Annotated in this window: 15 protein-coding genes; 7 read left to right on the top strand and 8 right to left on the bottom strand. The window is 45.8% G+C overall.

Annotated features, from left to right (window positions below):
• Both A3IK_RS0111040 and tsaD read right to left on the bottom strand, forming a co-directional pair.
• On the bottom strand, window positions 1-1,767 hold the full coding sequence (locus A3IK_RS0111040; protein WP_020560040.1) for an ABC transporter ATP-binding protein: 1,767 nt from the start codon (window positions 1,765-1,767) through the stop codon (window positions 1-3).
• A gap of 53 nt (window positions 1,768-1,820) precedes the next feature.
• A complete protein-coding gene (tsaD, locus tag A3IK_RS0111035) occupies window positions 1,821-2,822 on the bottom strand; it encodes a tRNA (adenosine(37)-N6)-threonylcarbamoyltransferase complex transferase subunit TsaD (protein ID WP_020560039.1) in 1,002 nt (333 codons plus the stop codon).
• 41 nt (window positions 2,823-2,863) lie between these two features.
• Here tsaD and A3IK_RS21735 point away from each other — a divergent pair, with 41 nt between their 5' ends.
• The 5 genes from A3IK_RS21735 to A3IK_RS0111010 all read left to right on the top strand — a co-directional run bounded on the left by A3IK_RS21735 (window position 2,864) and on the right by A3IK_RS0111010 (window position 6,823).
• Complete coding sequence (locus tag A3IK_RS21735; RefSeq protein WP_020560038.1) at window positions 2,864-3,334, top strand: pilin; 471 nt, start codon at window positions 2,864-2,866, stop codon at window positions 3,332-3,334.
• A gap of 80 nt (window positions 3,335-3,414) precedes the next feature.
• Window positions 3,415-4,437 (top strand): anthranilate phosphoribosyltransferase, encoded by a 1,023-nt coding sequence (gene trpD, locus A3IK_RS0111025; protein WP_020560037.1) that lies wholly within the window; start codon window positions 3,415-3,417, stop codon window positions 4,435-4,437.
• Window positions 4,434-5,222 carry an indole-3-glycerol phosphate synthase TrpC gene (gene trpC / locus A3IK_RS0111020; protein WP_020560036.1) on the top strand — a complete coding sequence of 263 codons (789 nt, stop codon included), beginning with the start codon at window positions 4,434-4,436 and terminating at the stop codon, window positions 5,220-5,222. Before trpD ends, trpC begins: the two co-directional genes overlap by 4 nt.
• Before the next feature lie 15 nt (window positions 5,223-5,237).
• On the top strand, window positions 5,238-6,032 hold the full coding sequence (gene lgt, locus A3IK_RS0111015) for a prolipoprotein diacylglyceryl transferase (RefSeq protein WP_020560035.1): 795 nt from the start codon (window positions 5,238-5,240) through the stop codon (window positions 6,030-6,032).
• Window positions 6,029-6,823, top strand: a complete 795-nt coding sequence (locus A3IK_RS0111010; protein ID WP_020560034.1) for a thymidylate synthase — start codon at window positions 6,029-6,031, stop codon at window positions 6,821-6,823. Before lgt ends, A3IK_RS0111010 begins: the two co-directional genes overlap by 4 nt.
• 75 nt (window positions 6,824-6,898) lie before the next feature.
• On the opposite strand, the gene A3IK_RS0111005 is transcribed toward A3IK_RS0111010, so the two are convergent.
• From A3IK_RS0111005 to A3IK_RS19220, 6 genes are all read right to left on the bottom strand, one after another.
• Complete coding sequence (locus tag A3IK_RS0111005; protein WP_020560033.1) at window positions 6,899-7,498, bottom strand: hypothetical protein; 600 nt, start codon at window positions 7,496-7,498, stop codon at window positions 6,899-6,901.
• Window positions 7,499-7,598: 100 nt separating this feature from the next.
• Complete coding sequence (locus tag A3IK_RS0111000; RefSeq protein WP_020560032.1) at window positions 7,599-9,023, bottom strand: FAD-binding oxidoreductase; 1,425 nt, start codon at window positions 9,021-9,023, stop codon at window positions 7,599-7,601.
• 80 nt (window positions 9,024-9,103) lie between these two features.
• Complete coding sequence (locus A3IK_RS20850; protein ID WP_020560031.1) at window positions 9,104-11,509, bottom strand: bifunctional molybdopterin-guanine dinucleotide biosynthesis adaptor protein MobB/molybdopterin molybdotransferase MoeA; 2,406 nt, start codon at window positions 11,507-11,509, stop codon at window positions 9,104-9,106.
• A complete protein-coding gene (locus A3IK_RS19225) occupies window positions 11,478-12,227 on the bottom strand; it encodes an ABC transporter ATP-binding protein (RefSeq protein ID WP_020560030.1) in 750 nt (249 codons plus the stop codon). Before A3IK_RS19225 ends, A3IK_RS20850 begins: the two co-directional genes overlap by 32 nt.
• Window positions 12,224-12,925 carry an ABC transporter permease gene (locus A3IK_RS0110985; protein WP_020560029.1) on the bottom strand — a complete coding sequence of 234 codons (702 nt, stop codon included), beginning with the start codon at window positions 12,923-12,925 and terminating at the stop codon, window positions 12,224-12,226. Before A3IK_RS0110985 ends, A3IK_RS19225 begins: the two co-directional genes overlap by 4 nt.
• A 6-nt stretch (window positions 12,926-12,931) precedes the next feature.
• Window positions 12,932-13,813 carry an ABC transporter substrate-binding protein gene (locus A3IK_RS19220; protein WP_020560028.1) on the bottom strand — a complete coding sequence of 294 codons (882 nt, stop codon included), beginning with the start codon at window positions 13,811-13,813 and terminating at the stop codon, window positions 12,932-12,934.
• A 178-nt stretch (window positions 13,814-13,991) separates the two neighbouring features.
• Here A3IK_RS19220 and A3IK_RS0110975 point away from each other — a divergent pair, with 178 nt between their 5' ends.
• Window positions 13,992-15,317 (top strand): sigma-54-dependent transcriptional regulator, encoded by a 1,326-nt coding sequence (locus A3IK_RS0110975; protein ID WP_020560027.1) that lies wholly within the window; start codon window positions 13,992-13,994, stop codon window positions 15,315-15,317.
• 239 nt (window positions 15,318-15,556) lie between these two features.
• Complete coding sequence (locus tag A3IK_RS0110970) at window positions 15,557-15,934, top strand: hypothetical protein (RefSeq protein ID WP_020560026.1); 378 nt, start codon at window positions 15,557-15,559, stop codon at window positions 15,932-15,934.
• Window positions 15,935-16,587: the final 653 nt, after the last annotated feature.

The following is a 16,587-nucleotide window of genomic DNA, read 5'->3' as shown; positions in this document are numbered from 1 at the left end:
TTAGTCCTTTAAAAACTCACCACTTTGATGTTGCCACATACGATAATAATGACCTTGTTGCGCTAGTAATTCTGTATGCGTTCCTTGCTCGATAATCTCACCATTCGCCAGCACAATAATCCTATCCATGCGTAAAATAGTAGAGAGGCGATGGGCAATAACAATAGCTGTTTTATCTTTAATCAACTCAAAAATAGCAGTTTGAATATGCTGTTCTGTTAATGAGTCTAAAGCACTGGTCGCTTCATCTAATACCACAATAGGTGTGCGTTGTAATAAAGCACGGGCAATAGCAATACGCTGCTTTTCACCACCGGATAATTTCACTCCTCGCTCACCAACAAGGGTCTCAAATTTTTCAGGTAATGCTTCAATAAAATCTAAGGCTTGAGCCTGTTGTGCGGCTTCATATAATTCGGCCTCAGTAATTTTTTTACCAAGGGTAATATTATCCCGAATAGAACGATGAAAGAGTTCTGGTTGTTGTGGAACTAAGGCAATTTGCTCTCGTAAAGCACTGAGGGTATAGGCTGGAGTAGAAATGCCATCGATTTTAATTTCACCTGATTGTGGATCAATAAAGCGGAATAATAGTTTCGTTAGCGAGGTTTTTCCTGAGCCTGAGTGTCCGACTAATGCTATTTTTTCACCCGGCTGAATGGTTAAATTAAAAGCCTGAAAGAGGGTTGTGGTCACTTCTTCAGTATTATTATCAATCGCTTGATAACTAAAGGAGACCTCATTAAATTCAATCAGACCTTGAGTGATTTTATGTGCTTGTGCGGAGGATAGATCCTGCTCTACATCAGTGTGCTGAATAATCTCAGCCATTTCTTTCGCATCGGCTAGAGCGGTAAAAAAGTTTCTGAAGCTATGCCCAAATTCCCACAAATAGCGAATTAATAATAATATGACGGATTGGAATAAGATATATTGCCCGACTTCAAATTGGCCTTGTTTCCAGTCTTGAATCATCCAATAGACTAGTAATATTTCCATGCCAGAGGTTAGTAGACCTTGCACAGCAAAAGAAATAAACATTAAAATCCACGAGAGGCGACGGCTTTTATAGGAATGCTGAGCTAATTTGGTAATATTAGCTGTTTCGGCAGGTTCTAAGGCAAATCCTTTCACAATACCTATATTGCTAATCGTATCAGAATAGGCTCCACCTAGTTTAGAATCCCATTTAGCCATGCGCTCATCAAATTTAAGCTTCCAAACTGAAAACCCTACACTCCAACTCACAAACAATAGAACCCAAATACTAAAATAAAAAGCAAAATGTGGGTCTTGTTGGTAAAAGATAATAAAGGCAATAATAATAGCCAATACTTTGCTATATAACTGAAAAATAAACCAATCCGTAATATTTTCAAAGGAGCGAATATAACGCGTGGCCTGTTTGACTAAGCTACCGGAGAAATTATCCTCGAAAAAGCGGTATTTTTGCTTGAGTAAGGTTTCAAAACAAAAGGTATCTAAATAGCGAATGCCGCCTGCTTCTAAAGGAATAATACCAAACTCTAATGCCCGCCATACTAGCCACATAGCGCCAAATAATAAGGCTAAATAGAGTAAGTTTTCCATTAAAATAGCTAAGGTCGCATCACTATAGGGCTGGGCTAGGGCATTGGCAATAGGCTTGTAAATCAATGGGATAGTCATATCAATGCCGACGGCTAATGTAATGCAGACTAATACCATCAATAATGACCAACGTTGCCGCCACAATAGCCGCCCGTATTCTTTAAAAACCGTTTTCATAACCACATCCTTAGAACTGGCTGCTAAGTGTAACGTATATCTGCCAAAGTTTATTAAGCGGCTGAGAGTTCCATTAGAGGCCAGCGCGGGCGTACTTGAATAATAGGCGGTTCCATGGCACCCGCTGCTAAGCGTAAAGCACCGGCAAGAGCGATCATTGCGCCATTATCGGTACAAAATTCCAAGCGGGGGAAGAAGACTTGTGCGGGCAGAGTCGCTAATTGTGCCCGTAGGCGTTGATTGGCACCCACGCCACCGGCTACGACTAATTGCTTGCGTCCGGTTTGCTCTATCGCACGGCGACATTTAATTGTTAGCGTGTCCACGACTGCCTCCTCAAAAGCGCGGGCAATATCGGCTTTATCTTGTTCGGTTTGAGTGGAATTTTGCCAAGCGGTTAGCGTCGAGGTTTTTAAGCCGCTAAAACTAAAATCACAACCCGGACGATCTGTCATAGGACGCGGAAAACGATAGAGACCAGAGCGCCCTTGTAAGGCCAGTTTGGCTAATAAAGGCCCACCGGGATAATCAAGCCCTAAGAGTTTAGCCGTTTTATCAAAAGCTTCTCCTGCGGCATCATCCACACTTTCACCGAGTAAATGATATTCACCTAAGCGCGGTACATCCACGAGCATAGTGTGCCCACCGGATACGAGTAATGCTACAAAAGGAAATTGGGGGGGATTAGGCTCTAATAGCGGGGCGAGTAAATGCCCCTCCATATGATGCACACCTACGGCTGGAATGTTTAATCCCCATGCCAGTGACCGCGCAATAGACGCCCCTGTCATAAGCGCACCTATCAGGCCAGGGCCTGCGGTATAGGCAATACCGTCTATATCAGCAAGAGTAAGGTCAGCCTCTTTCAGGGTTTGCTTAATGAGGGGTAATACGCGCCGAATATGATCACGCGAGGCGAGTTCGGGGACGACTCCCCCGTATTCGGCATGTAATTTAATCTGGCTGAATAATTGATGCGATAAAAGCCCCTGTTTAGTGGAATAAACGGCTACTCCAGACTCATCACAGGAGGTTTCAATTCCTAAGGTAATCATATACTATAATCAAAATAACTAATGAATAAATAAAACAGCGTATGAAACAAGCTCAAGGTTTCACCTTAATCGAACTCATGATCGTGGTTGCTATTATCGGTATCTTAGCAGCCATTGCGCTTCCCACCTATCAAGATTACATCAAACGCGCCAATGTAGTAGAGGCATTAAATTTGATTTCTGCCACCAAGGCCGATGTGGCGACTTACTACGGTACTCACGGGTCATGGCCTATAGATGGTGATCTAGTGAAAACCTTTGAAACTAAGATCGTCAAAGGGGTCAAGGGTGAGGAGCTGGGTGGTGGGAAGAAATTTAGAATCAATATTGAGTTTAAGCCCGATAGCTTGGTAGCAGGCGCAAGCAGCTTTATCTACTTAGAGCTAGATACCAGCCCAGAAGCACTTAACTCCTCATTACGCTGGCAATGCTCTAAAAGCCCTAATATCGTAGCTAAGCATTTAGTACCCTCTGCTTGCCGTTGCGACTATGGAGCGACCTGTAGTCTGTAGTTAGTCCTTGCTTAAACGTTTTCAGCGTAGCCCGACCATGGTAGCATGCACGCTTTCAGCATAGCGTGTATGGGGCTTACATGGAGTTTCAGAGTTATATTCAAAAAATCACCACAGGTCAGACCCTATCCAGTGAGGATATGACGCGTGCCATGACCTTAATCATGACTGGCGAGGCTACCCCTGCCCAAATTGGCGGCTTTTTAGTGGGCTTGCGCGTGAGAGGTGAGACGGTGGACGAAATTAGCGCCGCTGCTCAAGTCATGCGCCAATTAGCTACTCCAGTGCATACCTCAACTGATTATTTAGTCGATACCTGTGGAACCGGCGGGGATGCGAGCGGTACGTTTAATATTTCGACCACCGCCGCCTTTGTTGCTGCTGCTGCAGGAGCTAAAGTGGCTAAACACGGTAATCGTGCCGTATCGAGTAAGTCTGGCAGTGCCGATGTATTAGAAACCTTGGGTATTAATATTAATCTCACCCCTGAACAAGTGAGTCAGTGTATTGATCAAGTTGGCTTAGGTTTCCTATTTGCCCAGCGCCATCATAGTGCGATGAAGCATGCCATTGGGCCTCGGCGTGAATTAGGGGTGAGGACGATTTTCAATGTCTTAGGCCCTTTGACCAATCCAGCCGCTGCACCCAATCAAGTCCTCGGTGTCTTTAGTCAACAATGGGTGAAACCGCTTGCTCAAGTGTTACAAAAACTAGGTAGCCGTCATGTCATGGTAGTACATGCCCTAGATGGCCTAGATGAGATTTCTTTGAGTAGTGAAACCCAAGTAGCTGAGCTAAAAGACGGGCAAATCCGTGAATACACGATTGCACCGGAAGATTTTGGCTTAAAACGTGCGCCCTTAAGTAGCATTCAAGTCCATACGAGTGCCGATAGTGCTGAGTTAATCAAACAAGTGTTACAGGGGCAAGCAGGAGCAGCGCGTGATATTGTGTGCCTTAATGCAGGGGCAGCGCTTTATGTAGCCGGGCTTGTGGCTTCACAGGCTGCTGGTATTGAGCTAGCCCAACAAACGCTTAATAGTGGTGAAGCGGCAAAACGCTTAGAGCAATTAATCCAATTAACGCAGACTTTTAGCACATGAGCACTATTCTAGATAAAATCCTTGCGACTAAGGTGCAAGAAATAGCCGAGCGTTCGCAGCTTATCCCGCTAGATACTATGGTGGTTCGCGCCTCACAAGCTAGCCCAGTACGCGGTTTTTTAAAGCATATGCAAGCAAAGCTAAATCAAAGGCAGGCCGCCGTAATTGCTGAAATTAAAAAAGCCTCACCAAGTCGGGGCGTGATTCGCTCGGACTTCAATCCGGCTGAAATTGCGCGGCAATATGCCAGTGCAGGAGCAGCGTGTTTGTCGGTGCTGACCGATGAGCAATACTTTCAGGGACATGCCGAATACTTAAAAGCCGCTCGTAAAGCCTGTACCTTGCCCGTCATTCGTAAAGATTTCATGATTGATCCCTATCAAATTTATGAAGCACGGGCGATGGGGGCGGATTGTGTACTGTTGATTGTCTCGGCACTCAATGATGAGCAGCTCAAAAGCTTATATGAGTTAAGTACGCAATTGGGTATGGATGTGCTGATTGAGGTACATGATGCGGCTGAGTTACAACGTACTTTGCCGCTAAATGCGCCTTTGATTGGGATTAATAATCGTAATCTCAAAACCTTTGAAACCCGTCTTGAGACGACCCTCGAACTATTGCCTTTGGTACCGGATAATGTGGTGCTGGTAACAGAAAGCGGTATTCATACCACTGCCGATGTTAAACGCATGCGTGATCACGGGGTGGATAGTTTCTTGGTCGGCGAAGCCTTTATGAAGCAGCCTGATGCTGGGGTTGCATTACAACAATTATTTTTTTAGCTGAGTAAATAAAGCATGTTGGTGCATCCACAAATTGATCCGATTGCGATTTCATTAGGCCCCCTTAAAGTCCATTGGTATGGGCTAATGTATGTGGTGGGATTTTTAGGTTTTCTGATTTTAGGTAAACGGCGTGCCAAAGAGCCGAATAGCCCACTAACCCCGGATCATATTGATGATTTAATGTTTTGGGGGGCGATTGGTGTTGTCGTCGGTGGACGTGTGGGGTATATGCTATTTTATAACCTCAAAACCTTTGTTGCCAACCCTTTAACGCTCTTTCAGATTATGGATGGCGGCATGAGCTTCCACGGTGGCTTAATCGGTGTGATCACCGTTATGATCGTAGCGGCGTGGAAATGGCATAAACCGTTTTTTGCCATTGCTGATTTTGTGGCACCTTTAATTCCGATTGGCTTATTTGCTGGGCGTATTGGTAACTTTATTAATGGCGAATTATGGGGACGTCCGACAGATGTGCCGTGGGGCATGGTATTTCCTAAAGTGGATGATTTAGCCCGTCATCCCTCTCAGCTCTATCAAGCCTTTTTAGAAGGGATAGTGCTGTTTATTCTGCTGAATGTGTATCGGCGTATGTCGCCACCACTAGGCGCGATTTCAGGATTATTTTTAGTCGGTTATGGTTTTGCTCGCTTTATTGTGGAGTTCGTGCGCGAGCCAGATCAGCAATTAGGCTATATTGCTTTTGGCTGGTTGACTCAAGGGCAGTTGCTCACTATCCCGATGATTTTATTGGGAGCTTTTTTCATGTGGCAAGCCTATCAGCGCAAAGCGGAGGTTAAAGTATGAAGCAATATTTAGACCTCATGCGTCAAGTGCGTGATCACGGTGTAACTAAGTCTGATCGTACAGGTACAGGTACAAAGTCGATTTTTGGCTATCAAATGCGCTTTAATTTAGCCGATGGTTTTCCACTAGTCACGACTAAAAAAGTACATCTAAAATCGATCATTTATGAATTACTGTGGTTTTTGCAAGGCAGTACTAATGTGCGTTATCTGCAAGAACATGGGGTGAGTATTTGGGATGAATGGGCAGATGATAAGGGTGAGTTAGGCCCCGTCTATGGCTCGCAATGGCGCAGTTGGCCTACCCCTGAGGGTGGGCATATTGATCAGATTGCTGAGGTCATCCGACAGTTAAAAACTAATCCTGATTCACGCCGTATGATAGTTAGTGCATGGAATGTAGCAGAAGTCTCGAAAATGGCGTTGCCACCTTGTCATGCGCTGTTTCAGTTTTATGTGGCGGAAGGGAAGCTATCCTGTCAGCTCTATCAGCGCAGTGCGGATATTTTCTTAGGTGTGCCATTTAATATTGCTTCTTATGCGCTATTGACCCATATGGTGGCCCAAGTGTGTGAATTGGAAGTGGGGGATTTTGTGCATACCTTAGGGGATGCGCATCTCTATTTGAATCATAGCGAACAGGTTGAAACCCAATTAAGTCGAGAGCCGCATGCGTTACCGACCTTACGTTTAAACCCTGCCGTGAAAGATTTATTTGCCTTTCAATATGAAGATATTGAGGTATTAGGCTATCAGTCGCACCCTGCCATTAAAGCGCCGGTTGCGGTTTAGAGATCAGCACTTAGATTTGCCCTAATTAAAAGCTTAGGGCAAATCTATCTAGTCTAGTTAAAGCGAGTGTGATGTTTAAAGCGGTTTGCCATCTTTCATAACGACAGGCAAGCTATTTAAGTTTATCGTGCCATACTGACTGGTAAAGGTCATTGCGCCCCAATCATTTTGTTGTTGTACCCCCCCGATTTGATGATCGCCAGTGTCATACACCCATGATTCACCATTACGCACCACTAAGAGGCGGCGTGCTTGGGGATAATAAGCATAGCGGGTATCGTTTTGTGACCCACTAGAGCTAGGATAACCCCATGAGAGTGGAATACCGTCTGCTGTTTTAGCATTGGGATCAGTAGGGGCATTATTATTATAAGGGTTTGAAAAGTTTGAGTTCATCGGTGGATCGAGTGGGCGCTGCTCATAAACAGTTGCTAACTCATCAAACAATCCACTGACTCGGCCTTTGAGATTATTGTTAAACATATCTCCAATCATGAGCATACCACCGCGCATCCACTGGCCAGAGCCGCCCACTTCTGAACTACTAAATTGAGCCATAGTGCCATTGCCGTGCACGAGTGCGAGGTATAAATCTGTGACCGTTGCTTCGCTGAAACCGCGTTGTTGAGCGATGGCGGCGAGCTTGGTTCTAGTTTCTGGGGTAATGGTAGGCATAATACTACTCCTAAATTTGAGTGACAAACGGCCACCATGTCTAATCCTAGCATAGATCATGCCACTTTGTCGGAATAACCGAAGTGTATTAGCAAAATGTTTATGATGCTTTAATACTTTGCGGGTGGCGAATGCGATTATGAGGATCTAATTGCTGTTTGAGTCTTTGTAAGCGCGGATAAGAGTCACCATAATAAGCCTGCTCCCAATTAACTAGGCTAATATCCGGGTAATTTCGATAATGCGCGGTAATACCTGCCGTGCTTAACTGTTTTTGTATGGTATTAGCCAGCGCTTCAGCCTTTGGGGTATCTTTTGCCGTCTGGTAATAAACCTGAAATTCACCTAGAAAATTATAAGCGCGATGCGGATAGGCGGCTGTTTTGGCTTTGCCGGTTTTATTAATAGCGCCTCCCATAGTATTGATTTGTAAAAGACAACTTTTGAGCGATGCGGTGGTCATGGTTTTAAATAGAGCCGGAAAGGCCGCTTCAATATCTTGGAAATTGTGGTAGTAACCTGCTGATATATTTTTAAAATACATTGGACTAATACCCCCTCTAAAGCGTTTAATCCCTGCTAAAAGATTATCTTTGCGCCGTGGTGTAATTTCACTGGCATTGTTACGCAGTGTTTTGAGAATAGTTGGTAAACTATTGCTAGGGGTTTTAGCAAAATCAGTGACAACTATGGTGAGATTGCGATTATTTAATACCCATGAGGAATAAGCAGTGCTGGGTAAATCCGACATCAGAGCGAACCAGCGCTTCGCTAATTGAGTCGCTTGAGCCAGATTAAGGTTACGGTATTTAAAGTGATAACTAGTAAAAAACTCAGGCGCGGGATAAGTGCTAAAGGTTAGCTCCGTGACTATACCAAAATTACCATTATTTCCCCCACGACATGCCCAAAGCAATTCGGGATTAGTCTTAGAGTCAAGCACATTACCCTGACCATCTACCAATTTGACCCGCTGCAAACTATCACAAGTTAAACCATATTCACGTGAGAAAAACCCATAGCCTCCGCCTAATACTAATCCAGCGACACCCACTCCGGCACAGGAACCTGCAGGAATTAAACGCTTAAACCGAGCTAGATACTCATACACTTTGCCCAGTTTTGCACCGGGCTGGACAATGAGGGTTTTGGAGTTTGACTGATAACGCATGCTAGTCATCAAGGACAGATCGATCAGTAAGCCCCCCTCATTGAGTGAAAAGCCTTCAAAACTATGCCCGCCACTTTTGACTGTGACGGCAAGATTAGTAAGGTTCGCATAACGCACCGCGTCTTGTACCCCCTGAGTATCGTGACAGACTGCAATGAGGCGCGGCATGAGCGTAATGCGTTTATTGAAAATTTGCCGCTGCTTTAAATAATTCGCGCTATCGCGTGTCAAAAAGGTGACATGCTTATTTGAGATAGGCTTAGGTGTGTTATCGGCCTCCGCCATTTGATAAATAGCCGGTAGGGCGAGTAAACCCAATAATTGTTTCAACGTATGGCGGCGTGATGGCAACATAAGAGCTCCTAAGCAAGGGGATAAGTAGGTAGGTATAGCAAAGTAAGCGGGTATTTCTGGTTTGCTTTAGTTCTATGGCTTCACCAGTTAAATAGCTGTACTTGCACTACATCACCGGGTTCGATCGTGGCGGCTTCTTCTGGCAGGATAATTAGACAATTACCTTTGCTCATAGAGCTTAATACCCCTGAGCCTTGATGCCCCGCTTTTTCGACCCGTAATTTACCGGCCTCGCGTTTAATAATACCGCGCTGGAATTCGGTTCTGCCGGGCTGTTTTTTTAAACGACTTTGGCAAATCGCATCAATAAGTAGAGGCTCATACTCGGTTTCACACGCTAATTTACGCAAGGCCGGTTCGACTAATTGCAAGAAAGTCACCATGACCGCCACTGGATTCCCCGGTAAACCAAAAAATAGGGCTTGACCCACGGTACCGAAGGCTAAGGGGCGTCCGGGTTTAATGGCGATTTTCCAAAAGTTAATCTGCCCTAATTTTGCCAAAACCGTTTTGATGTAATCGGCCTCTCCCACCGATACTCCCCCTGAAGTGAGTACCACATCGGCGGTTTGAGAGGCTTGTTGCAATGCCGCCTCCAGACTAGCCGGATCATCACGCACCACGCCCATATCGAGAATATCAACATTGAGCTGTTTTAAGAGGCCATAGAGGGCATAACGGTTGCTGTCATATACTTGCCCCTCCGTTAAAGGCTCGCCGATGGAGCGTAATTCATCCCCGGTAGAAAAAAAGGCGACGCGCAAGGGACGTACTACACTCACCTCGGCAATACCTAAGGAGGCTAATACCGCTAAATCAGCCGGATTGATGCGATGCCCTGCGGCTAAAACCGTACTACCTTGCTTAATATCCTCACCAGCTTGGCGCACGTTTTGTCCCGCACGCTGTCCAGTGCCTAAACGAATATAGCCATCATCTCCGACCTCCGTGTGTTCTTGAATTACCACCGTATCCGTACCCGCAGGAAGAGGTGCTCCGGTCATAATCCGCACACACTCACCATGCCAACAGGTACCCTGAAACGCTTGCCCAGCAAGTGCTGTGCCTATGACACGGTATGCCCGTGTATTTGTGTGAGGTAAGGTAGCACCGCGTAGTGCATAGCCATCCATCGCAGAGTTAGCATAATTAGGCACATTACTAGGCGAGATAATGGCATCCGCCAAAACCTGTCCCAAAGCATCACGCAGTGGGCGTTTAAGCGCAGGGGATAGAGTAGGTAAGCTTGCCATAATACGACGACGTGCTTCAGCAAGTGATAGGCTATTCGGCTCACGTGGGTCGGCACAGCTAGGCTGATGGCGAATAGTGGTACTCGGTTTTAGTAGTTGGCTACGCCATTGCAAAATAAAATTGGCAATACTGTCGGGCTGATTGAGATCAAGTTTAGTGAGGTGAGGTGGAACCACTAAGGTCATATCATCCGTAGCTAGGGCAATCACATTAGGATCATTAGGATAGAGCAGTGGTTTGCCAAGGCTAGGGCGATAAACTTCGATTTTTGGTATAGCACTATGCTTAAAACCCTCCACTAATACCAAATCAGCACTATCCCGATTAATAAAACGCAGTACACCCGCTAAGGTTGGCTCCTGCGGGGGCGTATTTTCCTGCATGAGGGCAATACGTTTACTTGATGCGAGCAATACCTGATCAGCTCCCGCTTCACGAAAGCGATAGCTATCTTTGCCGGGTTTATCAATATCTAAATCATGATGTCCGTGTTTAATAATGGCGAGACGTAAACCCGCCGATTTTAGCTGTGGGATTAATTCGGTTAATAAGGTGGTTTTACCGGAGCCACTCCACGCGCAGATACCTAAGATAGGCAGCTCTGTGTGGGGTATTTGGGTTTTAGTGGTAGAGGAGAAGGTTTGTGCTATAGCTGTTTGTTCTTCAGGGGTGTTGATATTGCGAAACATGCTGCGGCAAGCGGAAAAATCAGCGAGGGCTACCCGATGCTGGGCATACCAGAGGTCAATTTTGCGATCACCTTGTGCTAGAAAGGCTTGCAGGCTAGGTAGTAAACTAACCGGTATTAGAGCATGCACGGGTTGCAAACGCTCGCCATCGTGTGCCACGGCAATGTCGGCTTGTTGTTCTTGTAGAGCCTCCCATAAACGAGTAACAGTATCGGGGGCGAGTTCGGGAGCATCGCAGGGGATGGTGAGAATATAATCAGTATTAGCCACCTGCATAGCCGCAGCGAATCCCGCTAATGGCCCTTGATAGTCGCTGAGTTCATCGCTAATGACGGGGTAGTGATAGTGTTGATAGCGTGCTTGATTACGATTGGCGTTAATGAGGATGGTATCGACTTGTGGCTGCAAGGCGGCTAGTAGGTACTCCACCAACGGGCGTCCGTTTAGCTCCAGCAAGCCTTTGTCCTGTCCACCCATACGACTGCCTCTACCACCGGCTAGAATCACACCACTAATCTGGGGTATTGCACGCTGTTTCGTCATGATAACCTGCTCCTAAAGGGCATTGTCTCTGCGGATATAATGAGGGAATAATAACGAATCGCGGCTCCCCTGTAACGGTTTGCAAGACCCCATCTTCCAAATGTAAATGTTGATTGACTAAGGAGGAAAAGTAATCAGGATCATGGCTCGCAATTAAAAGCGCCATACCTGCATCACGCAATTGACGTAAGAGTTGAATGGTACGCAAACGCGCGTCTTTATCCATATTAGCAGTCGGCTCATCCAGCAATAAAATACGCGGTTGACGTAACCACGCTCGTGCTAGAGCTACGCGCTGATATTCACCCCCGGATAGGGTTTTTGCTGGCGTATCCGCGAGGTGTTCTAAAGCGGCCCATTGTAGCGCTTGCTGAATACGTGTTTGCCGCTCTACCTTATCCAATGAGCGCGGTAAGGCATAATTGAGATTGCTCCACACACTACCTTCAAACAAATAGGGCTGTTGGTGTAAATATAAGACACTATCCCGCAGTAATTTACGGTATTGCCGCCAGTTGAGTGAGCCAAACCCTGTGTCAACCCCAAATTGTTTGGGCTGATCAAAACCACCCAAGATACGCAGTAGTGTGGTCTTGCCAGCACCATTGTCTCCGGTCAGTAAGCAACATTGCCCAGAGTATAGGGATAAGGCGAGTCCTTTCAGGATAGGGCGTTTCCCATAGTCTTGGTGTATATGATGAAAGTGCAGTGCATTCATGAGCCAATATAACCCTTGCCTTGAAAGTGGTGTAGTAAAATATTGAGGGTAAAGGCTAGCACTAATAACACGATACCGAGCGCAATCCCTTGGGCAAACTCCCCTTTGCTGGTTTCTAGTGCAATGGCGGTGGGGATATTACGGGTATAGTGCAGTATATTTCCGCCTAGCATCATGGAAGCACCCACCTCGGAAATAATACGCCCAAAAGAAGCCAATACTGCTGCTAGTAGACCAAAGCGCACTTCATACGTCACAGTCAATAAGGCACGCAGGGGTGAGGCTCCTAAAGTCCGCGCCGTTTCCCACGCACGACGGTCAGCCGCTTGTAAAGCAGAATGCCCAATAGCCACCAGCATGGGAAAGGCTAGAACTATTTGCCCTAAGACCATAGCAGTTTGGGTAAATAGCAAACGAAACTCACCCAAGGGGCCTTGACGGGATAATAGTAAATACAGGGTTAAACCAATCACCACTGTCGGTACGGATAGCAGAGTACTAAAGAGTGCAATCACCAGCCGCCTACCCGTAAATTGCCCATAAGCCAGTACAAACGCTAGTAGTAAGGCGGGAGGCACCGCAATCAGCAGCGCCAGCAAGGATACCTCAAAGGAAATACGCACAATTTCCCATAGAGCCTCATCCCCACTGACTAATAAGGCGAGCGCTTCGGTAGTAGCCTCTAGTAAACCTGCCATAGTTATTTATTGAGCCGTAGTGGGAGCGGGTTCGGGCGTTTTTTCCTCGGCTGCTGCGGGGGATTTATCCGCATCGGGGGTAAATAGCATAGTGCCATTGATTTTAAAATCACCAATGGCTTGCTGCCCTGTTGGGGATGTGATCCAGTCAATTAAAGCCTGAGCACCGGCATGATTAATATCGGGGTAACGGGTTTGACTCACTGCCATAATGCCATAAGGGTTAAATAGCTCTTTATCACCCTCATAGAGAATTTTTAACGGTGATTTACCTGCGACCGATAACCACGTCCCCCGATCGGCTAAGGTGTAGGCGTCTAGCTCTCCCGCCATTTGAATAACCTTTTCCATACCATCCCCCGCCTCACGATACCAGGCTCCCGCTGGTTTGAGTTGAGCGCTTTCCCATAGTTTTAACTCTTTTTTATGCGTGCCGGAATCATCACCACGGGAAATAAAAGTCGCGGCTTTACTAGCAATTTTACCCAATGCTTCAGGGGCATTAGTCGAGCCTTTAATGGAGGCAGGATCGGCTGCAGAGCCTAAGAGAATGAAATCGTTATACATCACCGGATAACGCTTATCGCCGAAGCCTTTAGCGATAAATTCTTTCTCCGCTGCTGGCGCATGAGAGAGTACTACATCGACATCGCCGTCCTCTCCCATTTTTAGCGCTTTACCGGAGCCTACCGCGATCACCTGTACCTTATAGCCGGTATCTGCCTCAAATTTAGGCAAAATGTCCTGTAATAAACCCGAATTTTCCGTACTGGTCGTGGTTGCCATTTTCAGCGTAGGTGTTGCAGGAGGGGCGGTTTCTTTGGCGAGTAATCCAGAAGAACTCAATAGGGTTAGTCCTAATAATGCAGTAGCCAATAATGGTTTCATAGCAATATCCTGTTACCTAGATGCATTGTAAAAGAGCAATCCCTATGCCATTTGTAAAAAACCACCTAAAAGGGGTATTGAAACACAAAGGGGAAAAGACTGGCTTGCGGATAGTTGGGTTATTATGTCTAATCTTGCCAGATAAGCGTGGGTCAAAATGTCTCACCAGGAGTGTTGTATGAAGTCTGTCTTGATTGTGGATGAAGAACCCAGCATCCAAACCTTGTTGCGCCGAGGTCTTGCCAGCCGTTTTGAGATGATCGAAACGACGGGGGAGGTTGCAATAGCGTTGGCTATGTTAGAGCGCTGCCATTTTGATCTGATTATTGCGGATATTCGTGTGCCAGATGATGGAGCACTGGAGTGGGTAAGCCGTGTGCGTGCTAAAGGTAATCAAACCCCTATTATTTTTATTACCGCTCAGGCTAAGCTAGAAACGGTGATTGCTGCATTACGCCTAGGAGCGCTAGATTTTCTGCTCAAACCCCTAAAACTAGAGCCGCTACTCGCCAGCATTGATCATTGTCTTGAGCGCCAACCACTTAAACAAGATAGCTATGTGCAGGAGCCAAAGCTAGCACAGCCCTTACCCTTAGGCGGTATTAGGGGAGAGTGTGCCGCACTCCAGCGCGTGTGCCAAATTATCCGCCAGGTTGCTCCCATGCCCTCGACTGTTTTGCTAGAGGGTGAGTCGGGTACGGGTAAAGAGTTAGCGGCGCGAGCTATTCATGAATTAAGTGGGCGGCATGGTCATTTTGTATCGCTCAATTGTGGCGCAACTTCGCCAGAACTACTAGAAAGTGAATTGTTTGGGCATGTCAAAGGAGCTTTCACGGGTGCCTATCAAGCGCGTGAGGGCTTATTTGCTTATGCCAATGGCGGCACTTTATTTCTGGATGAAATTGGCGATATGCCTTTAGCGATGCAGGTGCATCTATTGCGGGTATTAGAGGAGCAGCGTATTCGTCCGGTGGGATCTAATCGCGAAGTACCGATTGAGGTGCGGATTATTGCGGCGACTAATCGAGAGTTACAACAGGAAGTCAAACAGGGGCGTTTTCGTCAAGATTTATTTTATCGCTTGAATGTGCTGAGTATTCGTCTGCCACCGTTGCGGGAAAGGGGGCGTGATACTGAGTTACTGGCACAGCATTTTATGAGTCATCTTGCTAGGGAGTTAGGTGTTATGCCTTTGTCTTTGAGTAGCAGTGAGGTGCTGTATTTGCAGAATTATGCGTGGCCTGGGAATGTGCGCGAACTGAAAAATGTGATTGAGCGGGCTTTATTATTGGGTATTCCACCGAGTCAATGCTTAATAGGTACGCCACAATATACACCTAAGCTAGAGGAGGATAATACTACCTTATTATTAGAAGAGGTCGAAAAGCGCCATATTTTGCGAGTGTTAGAAACAGAGGAGGGGAATAAATCCGCCGCCGCGAAGGTATTAGGGGTATCGCGTAAAACCCTAGAGCGTAAGTTACAGGCTTGGGCTTTGAAATAGCGGGGGAATGTGGTGTTTTATTGATATATATAGATTTTATCTATAACTAAAGGTTATGAGCTGGTTGTATAATTTAGGATGGATGTTGTTTCTCAGAGAGAGATTTTTGTGAGATTAGGGAATTATCAGCTTTGCTTGGTAGACAGTCTACTTGGATAGACGGAGCGGTTATCTATTGCTTGAGTAGATGCTGTATGACAAACTGTTAGCATTACAAACCACCAATCTAGGAGAAGTTAATGGAAATTTTTAAAGCATCAGTACAGTATAACGATCTAAAAGGTAGCGCGGCGGCTGATTATGCCGATATGATAAATTCAACTAAATGGTTAAAAAAGAATGGTTATATTAATGATGAATTTGTTGTTGGTGTTTCTATGTGGGTCGATGAAAACCATGGAACACATAGAGATCCTGTCAGCGTTACATTCTTAGTCACTGAGTTATTTGATTACGACAATATTCCCGAAATGCTTGACGCATTAGGAGAACCAATCCCTGTGAAAGAGATTCGAGTTGATATGAGTATTGCTGACTTCTTGGCGTTATTTAAGCGATTAGAAATCACTCTCTCAATTAAAGGATTGATTGAAGGTAAGACTTACGCATCAAGTTGATGAAAATGATTAACAATCACATGGACAGCAAAAAGCGCTGTTCTTTCTCGCTCTGCTTTTTGCGATGATGCGAAGCGTTAGCACCCGACTCAAATTACAAGGTCACAGCTAAATTTATAGGTTGTATATGGATAGTCAAGACACGGTTAAAGAGTTTGCTGGTGGAAATTCAATAACACTTGAAATGCAGTTGACACCAGAACAATATAACATGATAAGTGAGTGGTCACTAAGCATTCCAACTTTATATAACCCAAGTTGCGTCCAATCATGAGAGTAATAATTTTAGGCTCAAGGCCAACAAAAAGCCCATCAGCTTAATCTGAAATCCGTCAGCGGTGACGGTATGAATGTGTTTAGGCATAAGCTGTTCGAGCAAGCTTCCGGTGGTCTCCACTACCTTACGTTTGAGCTGTCGCCAATAGGTGACATAGGCCGGAATCGGCCGCTTCGAGTTACTTTTTCTCAAAGGAGATAAGGTGATCTTGGCCTCCGCTAACCAGTCCTCAAAAGCGTAGTCGTTGTAGGCTTTATCTCCCAGNATTTCAGACCCTTCTGGCAAGTCTAGATCAAACTGTTTCAAGGCTTTCACATCACTCATGGAACCTTCAGTAAAGAAGCATTCCACAGGCTGTCCGGCCTCGGTCACTAGT

It is taken from the genome of Thiofilum flexile DSM 14609, assembly GCF_000380185.1.
Lineage (GTDB): Bacteria > Pseudomonadota > Gammaproteobacteria > Thiotrichales > Thiotrichaceae > Thiofilum > Thiofilum flexile.
The sequence above is the reverse complement of the archived record's forward strand: the minus strand, read 5'-3'. Positions and strand labels throughout refer to the sequence as shown.

Excerpts from the sequence above, each read along its gene's own strand:
- A3IK_RS0111040 (WP_020560040.1), bottom strand. The coding sequence starts at position 1,767 with ATGAAAACGGTTTTTAAAGAATACGGGCGGCTATTGTGGCGGCAACGT.
- tsaD (WP_020560039.1), bottom strand. The coding sequence starts at position 2,822 with ATGATTACCTTAGGAATTGAAACCTCCTGTGATGAGTCTGGAGTAGCC.
- A3IK_RS21735 (WP_020560038.1), top strand. The coding sequence starts at position 2,864 with ATGAAACAAGCTCAAGGTTTCACCTTAATCGAACTCATGATCGTGGTT.
- trpD (WP_020560037.1), top strand. The coding sequence starts at position 3,415 with ATGGAGTTTCAGAGTTATATTCAAAAAATCACCACAGGTCAGACCCTA.
- trpC (WP_020560036.1), top strand. The coding sequence starts at position 4,434 with ATGAGCACTATTCTAGATAAAATCCTTGCGACTAAGGTGCAAGAAATA.
- lgt (WP_020560035.1), top strand. The coding sequence starts at position 5,238 with ATGTTGGTGCATCCACAAATTGATCCGATTGCGATTTCATTAGGCCCC.
- A3IK_RS0111010 (WP_020560034.1), top strand. The coding sequence starts at position 6,029 with ATGAAGCAATATTTAGACCTCATGCGTCAAGTGCGTGATCACGGTGTA.
- A3IK_RS0111005 (WP_020560033.1), bottom strand. The coding sequence starts at position 7,498 with ATGCCTACCATTACCCCAGAAACTAGAACCAAGCTCGCCGCCATCGCT.
- A3IK_RS0111000 (WP_020560032.1), bottom strand. The coding sequence starts at position 9,023 with ATGTTGCCATCACGCCGCCATACGTTGAAACAATTATTGGGTTTACTC.
- A3IK_RS20850 (WP_020560031.1), bottom strand. The coding sequence starts at position 11,509 with ATGACGAAACAGCGTGCAATACCCCAGATTAGTGGTGTGATTCTAGCC.
- A3IK_RS19225 (WP_020560030.1), bottom strand. The coding sequence starts at position 12,227 with ATGAATGCACTGCACTTTCATCATATACACCAAGACTATGGGAAACGC.
- A3IK_RS0110985 (WP_020560029.1), bottom strand. The coding sequence starts at position 12,925 with ATGGCAGGTTTACTAGAGGCTACTACCGAAGCGCTCGCCTTATTAGTC.
- A3IK_RS19220 (WP_020560028.1), bottom strand. The coding sequence starts at position 13,813 with ATGAAACCATTATTGGCTACTGCATTATTAGGACTAACCCTATTGAGT.
- A3IK_RS0110975 (WP_020560027.1), top strand. The coding sequence starts at position 13,992 with ATGAAGTCTGTCTTGATTGTGGATGAAGAACCCAGCATCCAAACCTTG.
- A3IK_RS0110970 (WP_020560026.1), top strand. The coding sequence starts at position 15,557 with ATGGAAATTTTTAAAGCATCAGTACAGTATAACGATCTAAAAGGTAGC.